This is a genomic window from Longimicrobium sp. (assembly GCF_048594345.1).
Lineage (GTDB): Bacteria > Gemmatimonadota > Gemmatimonadetes > Longimicrobiales > Longimicrobiaceae > Longimicrobium.
In genome coordinates this window covers 17503-36048 of record NZ_JBMDXM010000251.1, presented here as the reverse complement: position 1 = coordinate 36048, position 18546 = coordinate 17503, and the positions used below count along the sequence as shown (strand labels likewise).

The 18546-nt window shown below is 69.2% G+C and carries 14 protein-coding genes; all 14 read left to right on the top strand.

What is annotated here, in order from left to right; all coding sequences use genetic code 11:
* The first annotated feature begins 441 nt into the window (after window positions 1-441).
* The 14 genes from ACOJUJ_RS26825 (at window position 442) to ACOJUJ_RS26760 (ending at window position 18513) form a co-directional block, all read left to right on the top strand.
* Entirely contained in the window at window positions 442-1632 is a 1191-nt protein-coding gene (locus ACOJUJ_RS26825; protein ID WP_420130008.1) for a S8 family peptidase, read from the top strand.
* A 564-nt stretch (window positions 1633-2196) separates the two neighbouring features.
* Window positions 2197-3696 (top strand): S8 family peptidase, encoded by a 1500-nt coding sequence (locus ACOJUJ_RS26820; protein WP_420130007.1) that lies wholly within the window; start codon window positions 2197-2199, stop codon window positions 3694-3696.
* Between the two features lie 1082 nt (window positions 3697-4778).
* A complete protein-coding gene (locus ACOJUJ_RS26815) occupies window positions 4779-6278 on the top strand; it encodes a S8 family serine peptidase (RefSeq protein ID WP_420130006.1) in 1500 nt (499 codons plus the stop codon).
* Window positions 6279-7052: 774 nt separating this feature from the next.
* Entirely contained in the window at window positions 7053-8213 is a 1161-nt protein-coding gene (locus ACOJUJ_RS26810) for a S8 family peptidase (protein ID WP_420130005.1), read from the top strand.
* A gap of 76 nt (window positions 8214-8289) precedes the next feature.
* Complete coding sequence (locus ACOJUJ_RS26805) at window positions 8290-9444, top strand: S8 family peptidase (RefSeq protein ID WP_420130004.1); 1155 nt, start codon at window positions 8290-8292, stop codon at window positions 9442-9444.
* Window positions 9445-9524: 80 nt separating this feature from the next.
* Window positions 9525-10685, top strand: coding sequence for a S8 family peptidase (locus ACOJUJ_RS26800; protein WP_420130003.1), 1161 nt, complete (start codon window positions 9525-9527; stop codon window positions 10683-10685).
* A 138-nt stretch (window positions 10686-10823) separates the two neighbouring features.
* Entirely contained in the window at window positions 10824-11975 is a 1152-nt protein-coding gene (locus ACOJUJ_RS26795) for a S8 family peptidase (protein ID WP_420130002.1), read from the top strand.
* A 29-nt stretch (window positions 11976-12004) separates the two neighbouring features.
* Complete coding sequence (locus ACOJUJ_RS26790) at window positions 12005-13159, top strand: S8 family serine peptidase (protein WP_420130001.1); 1155 nt, start codon at window positions 12005-12007, stop codon at window positions 13157-13159.
* Window positions 13160-13238: 79 nt separating this feature from the next.
* Window positions 13239-14396: a S8 family peptidase gene (locus ACOJUJ_RS26785; protein ID WP_420130000.1), complete on the top strand. Its 1158-nt coding sequence runs from the start codon at window positions 13239-13241 to the stop codon at window positions 14394-14396.
* Between the two features lie 73 nt (window positions 14397-14469).
* Entirely contained in the window at window positions 14470-15585 is a 1116-nt protein-coding gene (locus ACOJUJ_RS26780; RefSeq protein ID WP_420129999.1) for a S8 family peptidase, read from the top strand.
* Window positions 15586-16133: 548 nt separating this feature from the next.
* Window positions 16134-16856: an SDR family oxidoreductase gene (locus ACOJUJ_RS26775; protein ID WP_420129998.1), complete on the top strand. Its 723-nt coding sequence runs from the start codon at window positions 16134-16136 to the stop codon at window positions 16854-16856.
* Complete coding sequence (locus ACOJUJ_RS26770; protein ID WP_420129997.1) at window positions 16853-17485, top strand: HAD family acid phosphatase; 633 nt, start codon at window positions 16853-16855, stop codon at window positions 17483-17485. Before ACOJUJ_RS26775 ends, ACOJUJ_RS26770 begins: the two co-directional genes overlap by 4 nt.
* Window positions 17486-17672: 187 nt before the next feature.
* Window positions 17673-18236, top strand: coding sequence for a hypothetical protein (locus ACOJUJ_RS26765; protein ID WP_420129996.1), 564 nt, complete (start codon window positions 17673-17675; stop codon window positions 18234-18236).
* Window positions 18237-18360: 124 nt separating this feature from the next.
* Complete coding sequence (locus ACOJUJ_RS26760; RefSeq protein WP_420129995.1) at window positions 18361-18513, top strand: hypothetical protein; 153 nt, start codon at window positions 18361-18363, stop codon at window positions 18511-18513.
* The last annotated feature ends 33 nt before the right edge of the window (window positions 18514-18546 follow it).

Below are 18546 nucleotides of genomic sequence, written 5' to 3'. Positions count from 1 at the left end.
TTGAGCAGATCGGAAAAAGCCCTGCACCACAAGGCTCAAAAGGTTCGCACATCGCGACGCCACGCTGCCCCTTTTTGGTGCGTATGCACCATCCTTTCAACCTTCCATCCAATGTCCACGATGACCATGTCGTTGTGAGAAAGGCACATACGATTTACGCAACTGCGGCCTGTACATTGCTTTCTTTTGATTCCGCCACACTGGTGAGGACATCCCTGGCGCAGTCGCAACGTGCCGTACCCCTGTCTCGCGCAGGGACGCGCACCGTCTCCTTCGACCGTGCCGAAACAGGCGGATAGGGGATTTCGCGCGAGGAGATGATTACCTCGCCGGTGAGGGTGGCTGGATGGAGGAGATTGGGCATTCCGGACCGCGAGCGCGGTCCATGGCCGTGGCGCGGCACCCCCGCCCGCCCGTTTACCCCCCGATGGGAGCGTTCCGATGAAGCGCAGCCTTACCCCCCTTGCCGTGGCGGCCCTCGGGCTGGCGGCAGCCTGCTCCGACGCCGTACCCACGCAGTCCATCGCCGCGCCGGACCAGAACCTGGCCCCGCTGCTCGCGGCCGCGCCCGGAACCGGCGTGGCCGGCGAGTACATCGTGGTGCTCAAGGAAGGCGCCGCGTCGCGCGGAGTGGCCGCCGTGGCAGGTGTGAGCCCCCGGTTCGTGTACTCCGCGGCCGTCAACGGCTTTGCGGCCAGGCTCACCCCGGGACAGCTGAACGCGCTGCGCAACAACCCCGGCGTGGCGTACGTGGAGGAGAACGCGGTGGTGCAGGCCTCCGTCACGCAGACGGGCGCCACCTGGGGCCTGGACCGCATCGATCAGCAGAACCTGCCGCTCAGCACCAGCTTCAGCTACCTGAACACCGGCGTGGGCGTGCGCGCCTACATCGTCGACACGGGGATCCTGCTCACCCACTCCGACTTTGTGGGCCGCGCCAGCACCGGCTATGACGCCATCACGGCGGGCGGCACGGCGACGGACTGCAACGGACACGGCACGCACGTGGCCGGCACCGTGGGCGGCACCGTGCACGGCGTGGCCAAGGCCGTGAGCCTGGTGGCGGTGCGCGTGCTGGACTGCAACGGCAGCGGCACCAACGCGGGCGTGATCGCGGGCGTGGACTGGGTGGCCAACAACCACATCAAGCCGGCGGTGGCCAACATGTCGCTGGGCGGCGGCGCCAGCACCGCGCTGGACAACGCGGTCAAGAACGCCATCTCCAAGGGCGTGACGTTCGCCGTGGCGGCCGGCAACGGCAACTTCCTGGGCTTCGCGGCCAACGCCTGCAACTACTCGCCGGCGCGCGTTCCGGAAGCCATCACCGTGGGCGCCACGGAAAAGACGGACAAAAAGGCGTCGTACTCCAACTACGGCACCTGCGTGGACATCTTTGCCCCGGGCAGCGGCATCACCAGCGCCTGGTACACCGGCGTGACCGCCACCAACACCATCAGCGGCACCTCGATGGCCAGCCCGCACGTGGCCGGCGTGGCCGCGCTGTACCTGCAGAGCAACCCGCTGGCGACCCCCGCGGGCGTGGCCAGCGCGCTGATCGCGGGCTCCACCCCCAACAAGGTGACCTCGCCGGGCACCGGCTCGCCCAACCGCCTGCTGTTCACGGCGTACTGAGCCGCACCGGCCGCCGTCCCCGAGCTCGGACGGACGGCGCGGGAATCGGTGGATGAAAACGAAGCGTGGGGGCGTTCAGGGTGCCGCCCCCACGCTTCTTTTGATTGGGCCGATGCGAGCGGACGCGATGGCCCCTTGGTGACGACATCCTGCACCGAGGAATGCACCGAATTGGTGCGGATGCACCATCTTCTTACGCGATCCCGGAAGGTCATCTTTCGCTATGTCGTTGCTACGGGAGCAGATGCAAATCGGGTTCGCGCGGCCCGGCACCTGCTGTACAGCGCTGCCACGCACACCAGCGGGAACCGTTCGCGCGGCCGGGGCAGCATGTCTCCGGCACGCGGCGCTTCCGTCCCCCCGGATTTCCGACGGTTCCCGCGACAAGCGGCGGATAGGGAAAGCGGTTCGCGCCGACAACCCGGACTACCATGCCGGGCCGGCGCGGGGCCGCGCGGTACGCAGGTCACATTCAGGAAGGGCATTCCGGGCCGTCCACAGGCCCGTCACCCGCGGCGCGGCACCCCCGCCGCCGCCGCCACCCCACCGCGTTGGAGGAGCCTGATGAAGCGCACCCTCACCCCCCTTGGCCTTGCGGCGCTCGTCGCCGCGGCGGCCTGCTCGGACGGCGGGCAGACCCCGCTGGCCGCGCCCGATGGCGGCACCGCACCCCTGCTTTCCGCGGCGCCCGGAACCGGCGTGGACGGCGAGTACATCGTGGTCCTGAAGGAAGGCGCCAACCCGCGCTCCGTGGCCGCCATCAGCGGCGCCGGCCCGCGCCACGTCTACACCGCGGCGCTCAACGGCTTCAGCGCCTCGCTCAACCAGGGCCAGGTGAACGCGCTGCGCAACAACCCCGCGGTGGCCTACATCGAGCAGGACGCGCGGGTGCAGCTCAGCACCACGCAGACGGGCGCCACCTGGGGGCTGGACCGCATCGACCAGCGCAACCGCCCCACCGACGGCAACTACAACTACACGCCCACCGGCGCGGGCGTGCACGCGTACATCATCGACACCGGCATCCTTACCTCGCACACCCAGTTCACCGGCCGCATCGGCAACGGCTACGACGCGGTAACGTCGGGCGGCGGCGGGATTGACTGCAACGGCCACGGCACGCACGTGGCGGGCACGGTGGGCGGCACCACCTACGGCGTGGCCAAGGCGGTGACGCTGCACCCGGTGCGCGTGCTGAACTGCTCCGGCAGCGGCACCAACGCGGGCGTGATCGCGGGCATGGACTGGGTGGCCAACAACCACGTCAAGCCGGCGGTGGCCAACATGTCGCTGGGCGGCGGCGCCAGCACGGCGACCGACGACGCGGTAAACCGCATGCACAACGCCGGCGTGACGGTGGTGGTGGCGGCGGGCAACGAGAACCAGAACGCCTGCCACGTGTCGCCGGCCCGCGCGGCCAACGCCCTCACCGTCGGCAGCACCACCAACACCGACGCGCGCTCGTCGTTCAGCAACTACGGCAGCTGCGTGGACGTGTTCGCGCCGGGCAGCAGCATCACCAGCTCCTGGTACACCAGCACGTCGGCCACCAACACCATCAGCGGCACGTCGATGGCCAGCCCGCACGTGGCGGGTGTGGCCGCGCTGTACCTGCAGGGCGTTCCGGCGGCGACGCCGGCGGCGGTGGCCAACGCCATCATCACCACCGCGACCACGGGCCTGGTGACCAGCGCCGGGACGGGCTCGCCCAACCGCCTGGTGTACTCGCTGCTCACCGGCGGCGGCACCACGCCTCCGCCCACCGGCACCACCTACACGGGGTCGCTCAGCGGCACGGGCGCCAACTCGTACCAGCCCAGCACCACGGGCTACTCGGTGACGGTGTCGGGCGCGCACACGGCGACGCTCACCGGCACGGGCACGGACTTCGATCTGTACCTCCAGAAGCAGAGCAGCACCGGCTCGTGGAGCACCGTGGCCAGTTCGCTGGGCACCACGTCTTCCGAAACCGTCAACTACAGCGGCACGGCCGGCACCTACCGCTGGCGCGTGTACTCGTACAGCGGCAGCGGCACCTTTACCCTGGTGACCACCAAGCCCTGATCCGGCTTCGCCGAACGCACCACCGGCCGCCCGGCGCACCACGCGCCGGGCGGCTCCTTTTTTCGCATGGCGACGCAGGCTCCCGGACCCACCCGCCGCCCTCATGGATCCCATCCGCTCCATCCCTGACGCCACGTCCAGCCGCTTTCTCTCCCGGTCCAGCCCGCGCCAGCCTCTTCTCATTCCTCACGGTTCCTGTGCACGCGTGGCGAATCCGGGTGAACACCAGCTGCGCCTTCAGAACCGGAAATGTCACACGGGGTCAACGGGGTCAACGGTAAAGATCAAGAACCGTGACCCCGTTGACCCCGTGTGAGACAGGTCTTTTCCCATGATCCGGGGTTCGGGTGCACGATGAACAGCGATATTCGGGATCATACCGAATCCGCACATCCACTCATTATTCCCAACTGCAGGTTCTCACGCAGAGGGAGCAGAGGAAGCAGAGAAAAACGGGAATTTATCAGGCAGTTCTCTGCTTCCTCTGCTTCCTCTGCGTGCCAAATCTCTTTTGCGGATTCGGTACCAGAGATCCCGTCTTCATCATCACCATCCAGCCACGCCCCCCGCCGCCCCGTCGCCCGTTCCTCCCGCTCCGATTCTCGCGCCGCGTCCACGAGCCGTCCCCTCCTAACGCCACCGCGCGATCCAACGCGAAGGCCGATACGTAGCGGCACGGTGCACTGGTCTGGTGCACCGTAACGGTGCGAAATCACCAATCCGCCTGCCCGCACAATCCGGCCATATCCCGGCCAAGCCGTTGGCGGACAAGCAGATGTTCCCCCGCCGCTTCCACGGCCCAACCCGTGCTCTACGGGCTCACACTCACGTCAGCCGAGGCGGCCGCGCGCACCGGGTCAAGTGACCACCCGGCACGTGGCTGGCCCGTCGCACGAGAATGCATCCGTCGCGCACAAATCGTCGGATGTGGAACGCGTCCAAGTCCCCGTAAGCCAGGGGCAGCGAGGCGGCGAAGTCTGAAGTTCAGGTTGCAGAGGGCATTCCGGGCACGCGAACGCGGCCCGTCTTCGCGGCGCACGGCACCCCCGCCGGCACCGCCATCCCACCCTGCTGGAGGACTGATGAATCGTTCCCTCACCCCCCTTGCTCTTGCGGCGCTGGCCTTTGCGGCGGCCTGCTCGGACGCCGGCGAGGCGCCCCTGGCGTCGCCGGGCGGCCGCACCGCCCCCGTGCTCTCGGCTTCCCCGGGCCGGGGCATCGACGGACAGTACATCGTGGTGCTGAACGAAGGCGCGAACCCGCACACGGTGGCGGCGGTCACGGGCGCGGCGGCCGGACACGTCTACACGGCGGCGCTCAACGGCTTTAGCGCCAACCTGACGCAGGGGCAGGTCACCGCGCTGCAGCACAACCCCGCGGTGGCGTACATCCAGCAGAACGGAACGGTGCAGGCCAGCGCCACGCAGAGCAACGCCACGTGGGGCCTGGACCGCATCGACCAGCGCAACCTGCCGCTGAACAGCACCTACACCTACACGCCCACCGGCGCCGGGGTGCACGCGTACATCATCGACACGGGCATCAAGACGGGGCACACGCAGTTCACCGGGCGCATGGGCAACGGCTTTGACGCCGTGACCAGCGGCGGCACGGCCAACGACTGCAACGGCCACGGCACGCACGTGGCGGGCACGGTGGGCGGCACCACCTACGGCGTGGCCAAGGGCGTGACCCTGCACGCCGTGCGCGTGCTGGATTGCGCCGGCAGCGGAACGGACGCGGGCGTGGTGGCCGGCATGGACTGGGTGGCCAACAACCGGGTGCTTCCGGCGGTGGCCAACATGTCGCTGGGCGGCGGCGCCAGCCAGGCGATCGACGACGCGGTGAACCGCATGCACAACCGCGGCGTGACGGTGGTGGTGGCGGCGGGCAACGAGAACCAGAACGCCTGCAACGTGTCGCCGTCGCGCGCGCCCAACGCCATCACGGTGGGCAGCACGACCAACACCGACGCGCGCTCGTCGTTCAGCAACTGGGGCAGCTGCGTGGACGTGTTCGCGCCGGGCAGCAACATCACCAGCGCCTGGTACACCACCACGTCGGCCACCAACACCATCAGCGGCACCTCGATGGCCAGCCCGCACGTGGCGGGTGTGGCCGCGCTGTACCTGCAGGGCGCCACGGGCGCGCTGCCGTCGGCGGTGGCCAACGCCATCATCACCACGGCGACCACGGGCAAGGTGACCAGCGCCGGCACGGGCTCGCCCAACCGCCTGCTGTTCTCGCTGCTGACCGGCACCACCACGCCTCCGACCGGCGGCACCTTCACCTACACCGGCTCGGTCAGCGGCTCGGGCGTGAGCTCGTTCCAGCCCGGCACCAGCGGGTACGCCTCGACGGCTTCGGGCACGCACTCGGCCACGCTCACCGGCCCGTCGGGCACCGACTTCGACCTGTACCTGCAGAAGTACAACGGCTCGTCGTGGGTTGACGTGGCCTCCGGCACCACCTCCAGCAGCAGCGAGACGGTGTCGTACAGCGGGACCGCGGGCACCTACCGCTGGGAGGTGTACTCGTACAGCGGCAGCGGCTCGTACTCGATCACGACCACGCGTCCGTAAGCGAGTTTCCACCCGCTCCACGGGCCGCCCGGCGCACCACGCGCCGGGCGGCCTTGTTTCGTCCACATCCACGGCGAACCGTTCCAGGCTCGGTAAGCCGTTGCCGCACACCGCGATCATCAAACAATTGTTACCCGTCGTTTATATTGATGGCTACGCCGCGGCCGTTCTCCACAATGCATGATCCCGAATCCGCAAGTACACGCGTGATTTTCAACTGCGGATTCTCACGCAGAGGAAGCAGAGGAAGCAGAGACAGATGGTGATTTGTCTGACGAGTATCCGCGTTCTCTGCTTCCTCTGCTTCCTCTGCGTGCCCAATCTTTTACGGGATTTTGGGATAGAGATCAACAAGGAACCCACCGGGACTGCGTTCAACCAGTGGCCCTACAAAGCTCTTTTATGGACGTAGCGTTATGGGACAGGTGCCTCAATTTGGTTCCGTGCGCACCATTCTGCACCACGCGCAGCGATGTCTCTTTTGGCCACTTGCCTTACGCCGCAACGACTTACCCCTGATGCGCGGGATGGCGCGCCGCGTGCCTTGTTGTATCCCGCCTTTTCAAACGGATTTCGGGACCCGCACCCCAGCGCCGCGCGCGTCGTTTCGCGAGCGGCGACGGGCATCCCCGCCGCGCCCCCACGCGGCCGTGGACGGACCGGTATACGGGATTTCCTGCTCCCGCCGGACCGTATGCCCGCGCCCCGGATCCACACCCTGTGCGGCCCCCGCCGCGCGCGGCCTTTCTCCCCCAGGCACCCCACGAGGACGCCATGAAGGCCATTCGCCCCACCCTTTCCGCCGCGGCGCTGCTGGCGCTGGCCGCCTGCGGTGACCAGTCGCCCGTCGCCGCCCGCGCCGCCGATGCCGCACCGCTCAAGGCCGCCGCGCAGGGCCAGGGCGTGGACGGCTCGTACATCGTGGTGCTCAAGGAAGGCGCGGACCCGCGCTCGGTGGCGGCGGTGGCCGGGGCGAGCCCGCGCCACGTCTACACGGCGGTGCTCAACGGATTCGCGGCGTCGCTGAACCAGGGCCAGCTCACGGCGCTGCGCCACAACCCCGGCGTGGACTACGTGGAGCAGGAGCAGACGGGCGGCATTCAGGTGACGCAGCTGAACGCCACCTGGGGGATCGACCGCATCGAGCAGCGCAACCTGCCGCTCAGCACCACCTACAACTACACGTCCACCGGCACCGGCGTGCGCGTGTACGTGATCGATTCGGGACTGCAGGCCAACCACCCGCAGTTCGGAACCCGCGCCAGCAACGTGTACGACTACGCGGGCGGCAGCGGGGCGGACTGCAACGGGCACGGAACCCACGTGGGGGGGACCATCGGCGGCACCACCTACGGCGTCGCCAAGAACGTGTACCTGCGCGGCGTGCGGGTGGTGGACTGCGGCGGCTACGGCGGGACGGCGGAGGTGATCGCGGCGATGGACTGGGTGCGGCTGAACCACATCAAGCCCGCGGTGGCCAACATGTCGCTGGGCTACCCGTACTCCACGGCGGTGAACACGGCGGCCACCAGCATGATCAACGCCGGCGTCTTTACCGCGGTGGCATCCGGCAACGAGAGCCAGAACGCCTGCAACGTCTCCCCCGCCAGCGCGGGCGGAACGCTGACGGTCAACGCGTCGGACCGCTACGACGCGCGGGCCGGCTTCAGCAACTACGGCGGATGCACCGACATCTACGCGCCGGGCGTGAACGTCACCAGCAGCTGGATCGGCAGCGCGACCAACACCATCAGCGGAACGTCGATGGCCAGCCCGCACGCCGCCGGCGTGGGCGCGCTGTACAAGGCGTCCTTTGGCGACGCGGCCTCGTCCACCATCGTGACCTGGATCATCAACCAGGCGACGACGGGCGTGATCACCAGCAACCCGGCGGGGACCCCCAACCGCCTGCTGTACAAGGCCAGCACGATGTAAGACCGGCGCGCGCCGCCCGGCCCCCTTCCGTACGGCGCGCCGCTCCCCTTCTCCCCTGATTGATGACGAGGACGCCATGAAGGCCCTGCGCTCCACCCTTCCCGCCGCGGCGCTGCTGGCGCTGGCCGCGTGCGCCGACCAGTCGCCCGTCGCCGCCCGCGCCACGGAGGCCGCGCCCCTGCTGGCGGCCCAGGCCGGCGGCATCGACGGACAGTACATCGTGGTGCTGAACGAGGGCGCCAACCCGCGCTCGGTGGCGGCGATCGCCGGGGTAAGCCCGCGCTTCGTCTACACGGCGGCGCTCAACGGCTTTAGCGCGGCGCTCAACGCGGGGCAGCTGAACGCGCTGCGCCACAACCCCAGCGTGGCGTACGTGGAGCAGGACGGCCGCGCGGAGACGTACACCACGCAGTCGCCGGTCACCTGGGGGCTGGACCGCATCGACCAGCGCAACCTGCCGCTGAGCAACAGCTACACGTACACGGCCACGGCGTCCACCGTGTACGCGCACATCATCGACACGGGGATCCAGGCCAACCACCCGCAGTTTGGCACCCGCGCGGCGTCGGCGTACGACTACGCGGGCGGCACGGGCGCGGACTGCAACGGGCACGGCACCCACGTGGCGGGGACCATCGGCTCAACGACGTACGGCGTGGCCAAGCAGGTGCGGCTGCGCGGCGTACGGGTGATGGATTGCAACGGCAGCGGGTCGTTTTCGCAGATCATCGCCGGGGTGGACTGGGTGCGCCTGAACCGCACCAATCCCGCGGTCGCCAACATCTCGCTGGGCGGCGGCCTTTCGTCGGCGCTGAACACGGCGGTCACCAACCTGTCCAGCTCCGGCGTCTTTGTGGCCGTGGCGGCGGGGAACAGCAACGCCGACGCCTGCAACTTTTCGCCGGCCAGCGCCCCGGCGGTGTTCACCACCGCCTCGTCGGAAAGCAACGACGCCAAGCGCACCAGCAGCAACTGGGGCACCTGCGTGGACGGCTACGCACCGGGCGGCAGCATTACCAGCACCTGGATCGGAAGCGCCACCAACACCATCAGCGGCAGCTCGATGGCCAGCCCGCACGTGGCCGGCGTGGCGGCGCTGTACAAGGCGACCTACGGCAACGCCAGCTCGGCGACCATCGACTCCTGGATCAAGACCAACGCGACCGCGGGCGTGATCACCGGCAACGTGACCGGCACCCCCAACCGGCTGCTGTACAAGGCGGCGCTCTGACCCCCGTCAGAAACGCCGCACCCGCGCGCCGCTGCACCCCCGCGACGGCCGCACCCTCATCCCCATCAGGGACGATTACCATGAAGATGAGCAAGACCGCAGTAACGCTGGGCGCCGTGCTGGCGCTGGCCGCGTGCTCCGACGAGACGCCGGTGGCCGGCCGCGCGACGGCCGCGGCTCCGCTGATGTCGGCGGCGGCCAACGGCATCGACGGCGAGTACATCGTGGTGCTCAAGGAGGGTGCGAACCCGCGCTCGGTGGCGGCGGTGGCGGGCGTGGAGCCGGCCTTCGTCTACTCGGCGGCGCTGAACGGCTTTGCCGCGTCGCTCAACCAGGGGCAGCTCACCGCCCTGCGCCACAACCCCAACGTGGAGTACGTGGAGCAGCAGCAGCTGATGTCCGTCGACATCACGCAGAGCGGCGCCACCTGGGGGCTGGACCGCATCGACCAGACCAGCAACACGCTCAACGGCACCTACATCTACACCAGCACCGCGGCCAACGTGACCGCGTACGTGATCGACACGGGCGTGACGCCCGGCCACACCCAGTTCACCGGGCGCGCCTCGAGCGTCTACAACGCGGTGGGCGGCAGCAACGACGACTGCAACGGGCACGGCACGCACGTGGCCGGCACCATCGGCGGCACCACGTACGGCGTGGCCAAGGCCGTGCGCATCCGCGGCGTGAAGGTGCTCAACTGCTCGGGCAGCGGCTCCACGGCCGGCATCATCGCCGGTGTCGACTGGGTGCGCCTGAACGCCACCAAGCCGGCGGTGGCCAACCTGTCGCTGGGCGGCGGCTACTCGTCGTCCACCAACACGGCGGTGAACAACCTGGCCAACAGCGGCGTGTTCGTCGCGGTCGCCTCGGGCAACAGCAACGCCAACGCCTGCAACTACTCGCCGGCCAGCGCGGCCAACGTGACCTCGGTGAACGCCAGCACCAGCGGCAACGCCAAGGCCTCGTTCTCCAACTACGGCAGCTGCACGCACCTGTACGCCCCGGGCCAGAGCATCACCAGCGCCTGGTACACCAGCAGCACGGCCACCAACACCATCAGCGGCACCTCGATGGCCAGCCCGCACGTGGCCGGCGTGGGCGCGCTGTACCTGGCCGGCAGCCCGTCGGCCTCCAACGCCACGGTGCGCAGCTGGATCATCAACAACGCCACCGCCAACGTGATCTCGGGCAACCCCTCGGGCACGCCCAACCGCCTGCTGTTCAAGGGCTCGCTGTAAGTCACCGGACGCGGCACCCGCGCGCCGCTCTTCCGGGAGCGGCGCCGTACCCGCCGACGCCACACCGGCGCGCCGCTCCCCTGGGGCGGCGCGCCTTTCCGGCGCCCAAGCGCTCTCCTTTCACGAGAGTATTTGAAGATGAAAACATCCGGAATCGTTCTCACCGCGTGCGCGGCGCTGTCGCTGGCCGCCTGCGCGGACCGGTCCCCCGTCGCGGCGCGCGCCCCGGACGCGGCTCCACTGCACGCCGCCGCCCGCGGCATCGACGGACAGTACGTCGTGGTGCTGAACCAGGGCGCCGATCCGCGCTCCGTGGCGGCGGCCGCGGGTGTGAGTCCGCGCCACGTCTACACGGCTTCGCTGGTGGGATTTTCCGCCGCGCTGAACGCGGGGCAGCTGAACGCGCTGCGCCACAACCCCAACGTCGCGTACGTGGAGCAGGACCAGCAGGTGCGCGCGGCGGCCACGCAGACGGGCGCCACGTGGGGGCTGGACCGGATCGACCAGGCCGGCCTGCCGCTCAGCGGTACCTACACGTACACGGCCACGGCCAGCAACGTGAACGTGTACATCATCGACACGGGGATCCACGTCACGCACCCCCAGTTTGGCGCCCGGGCCACGAACGTGTACGACGCGCTGGGCGGCACCGGCGCCGACTGCCACGGGCACGGCACGCACGTAACCGGGATCATCGGCTCCACCACGTTCGGCATCGCCAAGGGGGCGCGGCTGCGCGGGGTTCGCGTGCTGGACTGCACGGGAACCGGAACCGTCTCGGGGCTGATCGCGGCGATCGACTGGGTGCGGCTGAACCACCAGCCTCCGGCGGTGGCCGTGATCGCGGTGAGCGTTCCGTACTCGGCGGCGGTGAACGCGGCGGCCACCAGCCTGGTGAACGCGGGGGTCTTTACCGCCGCGGCCGCGGGAAACAACAACGCCAACGCCTGCAACTACTCCCCCGGCAGCGCCCCGGCGGTGATGACGACGATGGCCAGCACCAGCACCGACGCGCGCGCCTCGTACAGCAACTACGGAAGCTGCACGGACCTGTACGCGCCCGGCACCGGCATCACCAGCACCTGGCTGAACGGCGGCACCAGTACCCTGAGCGGCACCTCGATGGCGGCCGCCCACGTGGCCGGCGTGGCGGCGCTCTACAAGTCGATCAACACCTCCGCGTCGCCGGCTACGATGACGACCTGGATCATCAGCAACGCCATTCCCAACGTCATCACCGGCAACCCGGCCGGTACGCCCAACCGGCTGCTGAACAAGAACGTGCTGTAGCCCTCCCCATCCACGGAAAGGACGTGAGGATGAACGCGATACGAACCTCCCTCCCCTTCGCGGCGGTGCTGGCCCTGGCCGCCTGCGCGGACGCGTCCCCGGTCGCCACGAAGGCGCCGGACGCGGCTCCGCTGCACGCCGCCGCCGCCCGCGGCATCGACGGACAGTACATCGTGGTGCTGAACGAGGGCGCGGATCCGCGCTCCGTGGCGGCCGTCGCCGGGGTGAGCCCGCGCCACGTCTACACGGCTTCGCTCGTCGGCTTCTCCGCGGCGCTCAACGCGGGGCAGCTGAACGCGCTGCGCCACAACCCGAACGTGGCCTGGGTGGAGCAGGACCAGGAGATGCGCGCCACGCAGACGGCGGTGCCGTGGAACCTGGACCGCATCGACCAGCGCAACCTGCCGCTGAACGGCGTCTACAACCCCATCGGCACGCCCGGCACCGGGGTGCACGCGTACGTCATCGACACGGGCATCCTGGCGACCCACGCGCAGTTTGGCGGGCTGGCGAGCAACGTGTTCGACGCCACGGGCGGCAACGGCACGGACTGCAACGGGCACGGCACCCACGTGGCGGGGATCATCGGCGCCGCCTCGTACGGGGTGGCCAACCAGGTGCGGCTGCGCGGTGTGCGGGTGCTCAACTGCACCGGCAGCGGCACCGCGTCGGGGGTGATCGCGGGGGTGGACTGGGTGCGCCTGAACCGGGTGAACCCGGCGGTGGCGAACATGTCGGTGGGCGGCGGATTCTCGTCCGCGCTGAACACGGCGGTCAACAACCTGGCCAACAGCGGCGTCTTCATCTCGGTGGGCGCGGGCGGCGAGAACGCGAACGCCTGCAACACCTCGCCCGCCAGCGCCACGTCCGCCATGACGGTGGCCGCCAGCACCAGCACCGACGCCAAGGCCAGCTACAGCAGCTACGGAAGCTGCGTGGACATCTACGCGCCGGGAAGCAGCATCACCAGCACCTGGCACACCAGCACCACGGCCACCAACACCATCAGCGGCACGTCGATGGCCGCCCCGCACGCGGCGGGCGCGGCGGCGCGCTACAAGTCGACGTACGGCAACGCGGCCACGGCCACCATTGACACGTGGATCAAGAACCGCGCGACGCTCAACAAGATCACCGGCAACCCCACGGGCACGCCCAACCGCCTGCTGTACATCGGCCTGTGACGGCGTAAGGACGTGATGCGGACGGGGCGGCGCACCTCAGCCGCCGCCCCGCCCTTCTCCAGCGAGAAAGGACCTTCCCATGAAGCCGATTCGATTCGCCCTTCCCGTCCTGGCCCTGGCGGCGCTCGCCGCCTGCGCCGACCAGCCCTCGCCCGTCGCCGGCACGCCGGCCGACGTGGCGCCGCTGCACAGCGCGGCCGCGGGGCGCGGGATTCCCGGCGAGTACGTGGTGGTGCTGAACGAGGGCGCGAACCCCGCGGCCGTGGCGGCGGTCGCGGGGGTGCGGCCGCAGCAGGCGTGGACGGCGGCGCTCACCGGCTTTGCCGCGCGGCTGTCGCCCGGGCAGGTGACGGCGCTGCGGCATCACCCGGACGTGGCGTACGTGGAGCAGAACCAGGTGACGGAGCCGCAGTGGGTGCAGAGCCCGGCGCCGTGGGGGCTGGACCGCATCGACCAGACCAACCTGCCCCTGAACAACCAGTACGTCTACAACTCGCTCGGGCAGAACGTGATCGCGTACATCATCGACTCGGGGATCCTGACCGGGCACCCGGAGTTCGGCGGCCGCGCGGGGGTGGTGTACGACGCGTTTGGCGGCACGGGCCAGGACTGCCACGGCCACGGCACCGGGGTGGCCGGCGTGGTGGGCTCCAAGACGTACGGCGTGGCCAAGGGCGTGCGCCTGGCGGCCGTGCGCGTGCTGAACTGCAGTGGCGTGGGAACCACGGCGGGGCTCATCGGCGGGATCAACTTCGTCGCGTCCAGCCATCCGGCCATGTCGGTGGCCAACATCTCCATCAGCAACCCCCTTTCCGCCGCGGTGAACACCGCCGTGAACAACCTGTTCGCGTCGGGCGTCTACGTGGCCGTGGCGGCGGGAAACAACAGCGCCAACGCCTGCAACTTTTCGCCGGGCGCCGTGCCCGCCATCACCACCGTCACCGCGTCGCACCAGGGGGACCAGCACGTGCTGGGCAGCAACGTTGGCTCGTGCGTGGACCTGTACGCCCCCGGCCGCAACATCCCCACGGTGGGTCTGACGTCGACGCCGGTGATCGCGAACGGCACCTCCATCGCCGCGCCGCACGTCACCGGCACCGCCGCGCTGGTGTGGGCCACGTTTGGCGGCACGCCGACGACGGTGCAGAGCTGGATCCTGACCAACGCCACCCCCGGCGTGCTGGGCGGCGTCCCCCCCGGCACGCCCAACCGCCTGCTGTTCAAGGCCGCGCTCTGACCGTCCGCGCCCATGGCCCGACGGGCGTGCCGGTGCGCGCCCGTCCCACCCGTTCCCGAGAAAGTATCCAACGATGAAGACGATTTTGCCGGCTCTGCTGTCGCTGCTGGCGCTCGCCGCCTGCGCGGACCAGCCCGCGCCCACCGCCGCCGCGCACGCGGACGGCGGCGCGCCCCTCCTGGCCGCCACCGGACGCGGGCTGGACGGCCAGTACATCGTAGTCCTCAAGGAGGGCGCCGACCCGCGCTCGGTGGCGGCGGTGGCGGGGGTAAGCCCGCGCCACGTCTACACGGCCGCGCTCAACGGCTTTGCGGCGGGGCTGAACGCGGGGCAGCTGAACGCCCTGCGCAAGAACCCCAGCGTGGAGTACGTGGAGCAGGACCAGCTTTCGGAGGCGCAGTCCATCCACTGGGGGCTGGACCGCATCGACCAGCAGTTCCTGCCGCTGAACGGCGCGTACGTCGCCAACGCCACGGCCCCCGCGGTGCACGTCTACGTCCTCGACACGGGCATCACGCCCACGCACGCGGAGCTGTCTCCGCGCGTGGTGAACGTGTTCGACGTCTTTGGCGGCAACGGCGCGGACTGCAACGGGCACGGCACGCTGGTGGCGCGCACCATCGGGTCCAACACGGTGGGCGTGGCCAAGGCGGTGCGCCTGCGCGGTGTGCGGGTGCTCAACTGCAACGGCACCGGCACCACCTCGGGGATCATCGCCGGCGTGGACTGGGTGAAGATCAACCACGCCACCCCGGCCGTCGCCAACCTTTCGCTGGGCGGTGGCGGTTCGGCGGCGCTGAACACGGCGGTGAACAACCTGGCGAACGCCGGCGTCCCCATCGCCGTACCGGCGGGGAACAACAACGTGAACGCCTGCGGCACCGCGCCCGCCGGCGCCGTCTCCGCGCTCACCACGGCCGCGTCCACCGTCACCGACGCCAGTTCGTCGTTCACCAACTTTGGCAGTTGCGTGGACCTGTACGCCCCCGCGTCGGCGCCGGGGCCCGTGTCGGGCACCTCGTTCGCGTCGGCGTACGTGGCGGGCGTGGCCGCGCTGTACAAGCACTACGTACCCGCGGCCACCACGGCGCAGGTGAACGCCTGGATCGTCGGCAACGCCACCCCGGGCGTGCTGTCCGGCGTCCCCGTCGGCACGCCCAACCTGCTGCTGTTCAAGAGCACCCTGTAGCCTGACGCGTCGGCATCTTGACGCGAACCCGCCCGGCCGGTGGACCCGCTCCATCGGCCGGGCGATTTTGATGGGTACATGGCGAAGCCACCATGTCGATCAAACATTGCAGTAATGCCGGCCCTCAAAAGGAAATGGCCTCACACGGAGTTAACGGAGTCAACGGAGTTTTCTCGTGCCGTTTCCTCTGCTTCCAGCGTGCGAAGCCGGGCTTCCCAGGTGTCGGGGGCAGGCGAGCCGGTCGACAAGGGACGATCTTTTGTGAGGGCGACGGAAACGGGAGGTAGATGGAATGCGGCAGGGGGCCATGAGAATTTTTTTTGGGAGAGATGCGGATCGGTGGATGATCGGCCGAAGCGCGCGGGAGCAAGTCGATCGCACCCACTGATGCGCGATCCCGAAAACCATGCACCCACTCCACAGTCGAGGTGAGCGCTCCTTGGCCATTGCCCGCTGTCTCTTCCCCACCACCCCCCGGGCCTGCGACTTGCGGCCTCCTCTCCGCTCGAACAACGACGAGCACAGACGAACGAGCACGGGAGATCGGAATGCCGGGGACGCTGGACGGAAAGACGGCGATCGTTACGGGGAGCAGCAAGGGAATCGGCTACGCCATCGCGGAGGCCCTGGCCCGCGAGGGCGCCAACCTGGTGATCACCGCCCGCGACGAGGCGGAGGTCAACGCCGCCGCGCGGCAGCTGGACCGCATCGGCGCGGGCAACGTGGCCGCGGTGCGCGCCGACGTGCGCCGGCATGAGGACGTGCGGCGCATGGTGGAGGCGGCGCTGGACCTGGGCGGCGTGGACGTGCTGGTGAACAACGCCGGGATAGGCCGCTTTGGCACCGTGGACGAGATGTCGCCGGAGCACTGGCACCAGGTGATCGAAACCAACCTGAACGGCGTGTACTACGCCTGCCACGAGTCCATTCCGCACCTCAAGGCGCGCGGCGGCGGGTGGATCATCAACATCGGCTCGCTGGCGGGAAAGAACCCGTTCGCCGGTGGCGCAGCGTACAACGCCAGCAAGTTCGGCCTGCTGGGCTTTAGCGAGGCGATGATGCTGGACGTGCGCGAGCACGGCATCCGCGTGTGCTGCATCATGCCCGGCTCGGTGGATACGCACTTCAACAACAAGCAGCCGTCGCCCGAGAACGCGTGGATGATCCAGCCGGAAGACATCGCCCGCCTGGTGATGGAACTGCTTACGTTCCCCGAGAACGCCCTTCCCTCGCGCATCGAGATCCGCCCCACGCGCCCGGCCAAGCGTTGAGCCGCGACGTGACGGACGACGGCGGGACCCGCGATGCCGGGGATGTGGAGGTGGATCCCTCGCGCACCCGGCCCCGCGCGATGATCTGGGACCTGGACGGCACCCTGTCCGACGACAAGGCGCGCGCGCACTTCGTGGAGGTGGAGCGGGGGCGCGCGCGCGACTGGCGGTCGTACTTCGACGCCATCGACACCGACCCCCCGATCGCCGCGTCCATGGAGGTCCTGCGCGCCATGCACGCGGCCGGCATCCGCATCCTGTTCCTTACCGGCCGCCCCGAGTACACGCGAACCAAGACCGTGCGCTGGCTGGAGGCCAACGGTCTGACGGAGTACGACGCGCTGCTGATGCGGCCGGAGGGTGAGACCCGCCCCGCCGGCTTCTTCAAGGCCGAAGTGGTGAACCGGCTGAGGCGCGACTACGAACTGGTGTGCGCCTTCGAGGACCGCATCGACGTAGCGGAGATGCTGCGCCAGGCCGGCGTCCCCGTGTTCCTCTACGGCGCCGGCGCCGAAGCCGCCGCCGAAGCCCTGGAGGTGCTAGACGTGCGCCAGGACGACCTCCTATCCGGCGCCGACCCGCTGGCCGGCAAGCGCCTGCGCGCGGAAGGAGACGACGACCCGCAGTAACGGCTGCTCACGCCCGGCACATTCGGAGCGGTTTTCACCCTGTATTGCGGTAGATACTGGAAAAGCACGTGCCCGCCGCTGGGTGCTTTGGAGCGGTGCAAAGCGGCCACGCAAATTAGCTTGCGCACTGCCTTTTTCGCGGCGAACATTGCGCGGACTTTCCTCACGTCCGCGCACTCCGCCGCCGATGCCCGATACGTCATTCCAGCATGCACAGGAGCGATATGCTCGCATCCGCCAATCCGCGTACGCCCTTGCACGGGACGACGTTCTCGCCGCAGGCCAGTGTACCGCGCCAGTCCGCTTGGCCGATTGTGATCCGTACACGCTCTCCTTCTGGAGAACGACATGGTCTGGGCCGCACCCGTCCGGCTGGGGTGGTTGGGATTGGGAGCCCCTGCTTCGCCGTGCGTGGAGAAATCCGTCCGCATTCCACCTGGCGATCTGGAGTGGCAAAATTTTGTGCGGGCTCGCGGTGGGGCGCGTATCCAACCGGGATCGCGAAGGAGTTCGCCACGCGCTTTTCGTCGACTACATCGAAAGCGCTCATCCCCCGGATCATCCGCTGCGCGGGAGCATCGCCGCTCTGGCGATCGGTGCCGCGGAAGCATACGGCAAGGCCGTGGGCGCTCAGTCGCTGCGGCTGATGCAGCCGCTACCAAGCATACTCCACCTGTACGTCGGCCTGGGCTTCGGCGTTGTAAAAGACAAAGAACGAGTGTTATATTGCGAACGAAGGATCGAGCGATGATGCACCGCGCGCCCTGATAGGTCTGATGTCAATCACTGCACCTCACCCCGCTCCACGTCGCCACCGCTCGATCCGCTCCCGCACTGGTGGGGGGATTCGGCGCATACGCCGGGCATGGCTGACGATGCCGCTGCCGACGATGGAGGAGGTTGAGGAGCGGCTGCGGAACTACCGGGGCTTTATCGCCTCGCTGACGCCCGAGCAGATCGAGGCGATCCACGCTACCGACGATTTCGAGGTCCTGGGGTCGCCCAACGGGCCCAAGCGCACGTTCTGAGGCCGCCCGGCCGGACATCATACGACGAAGGCC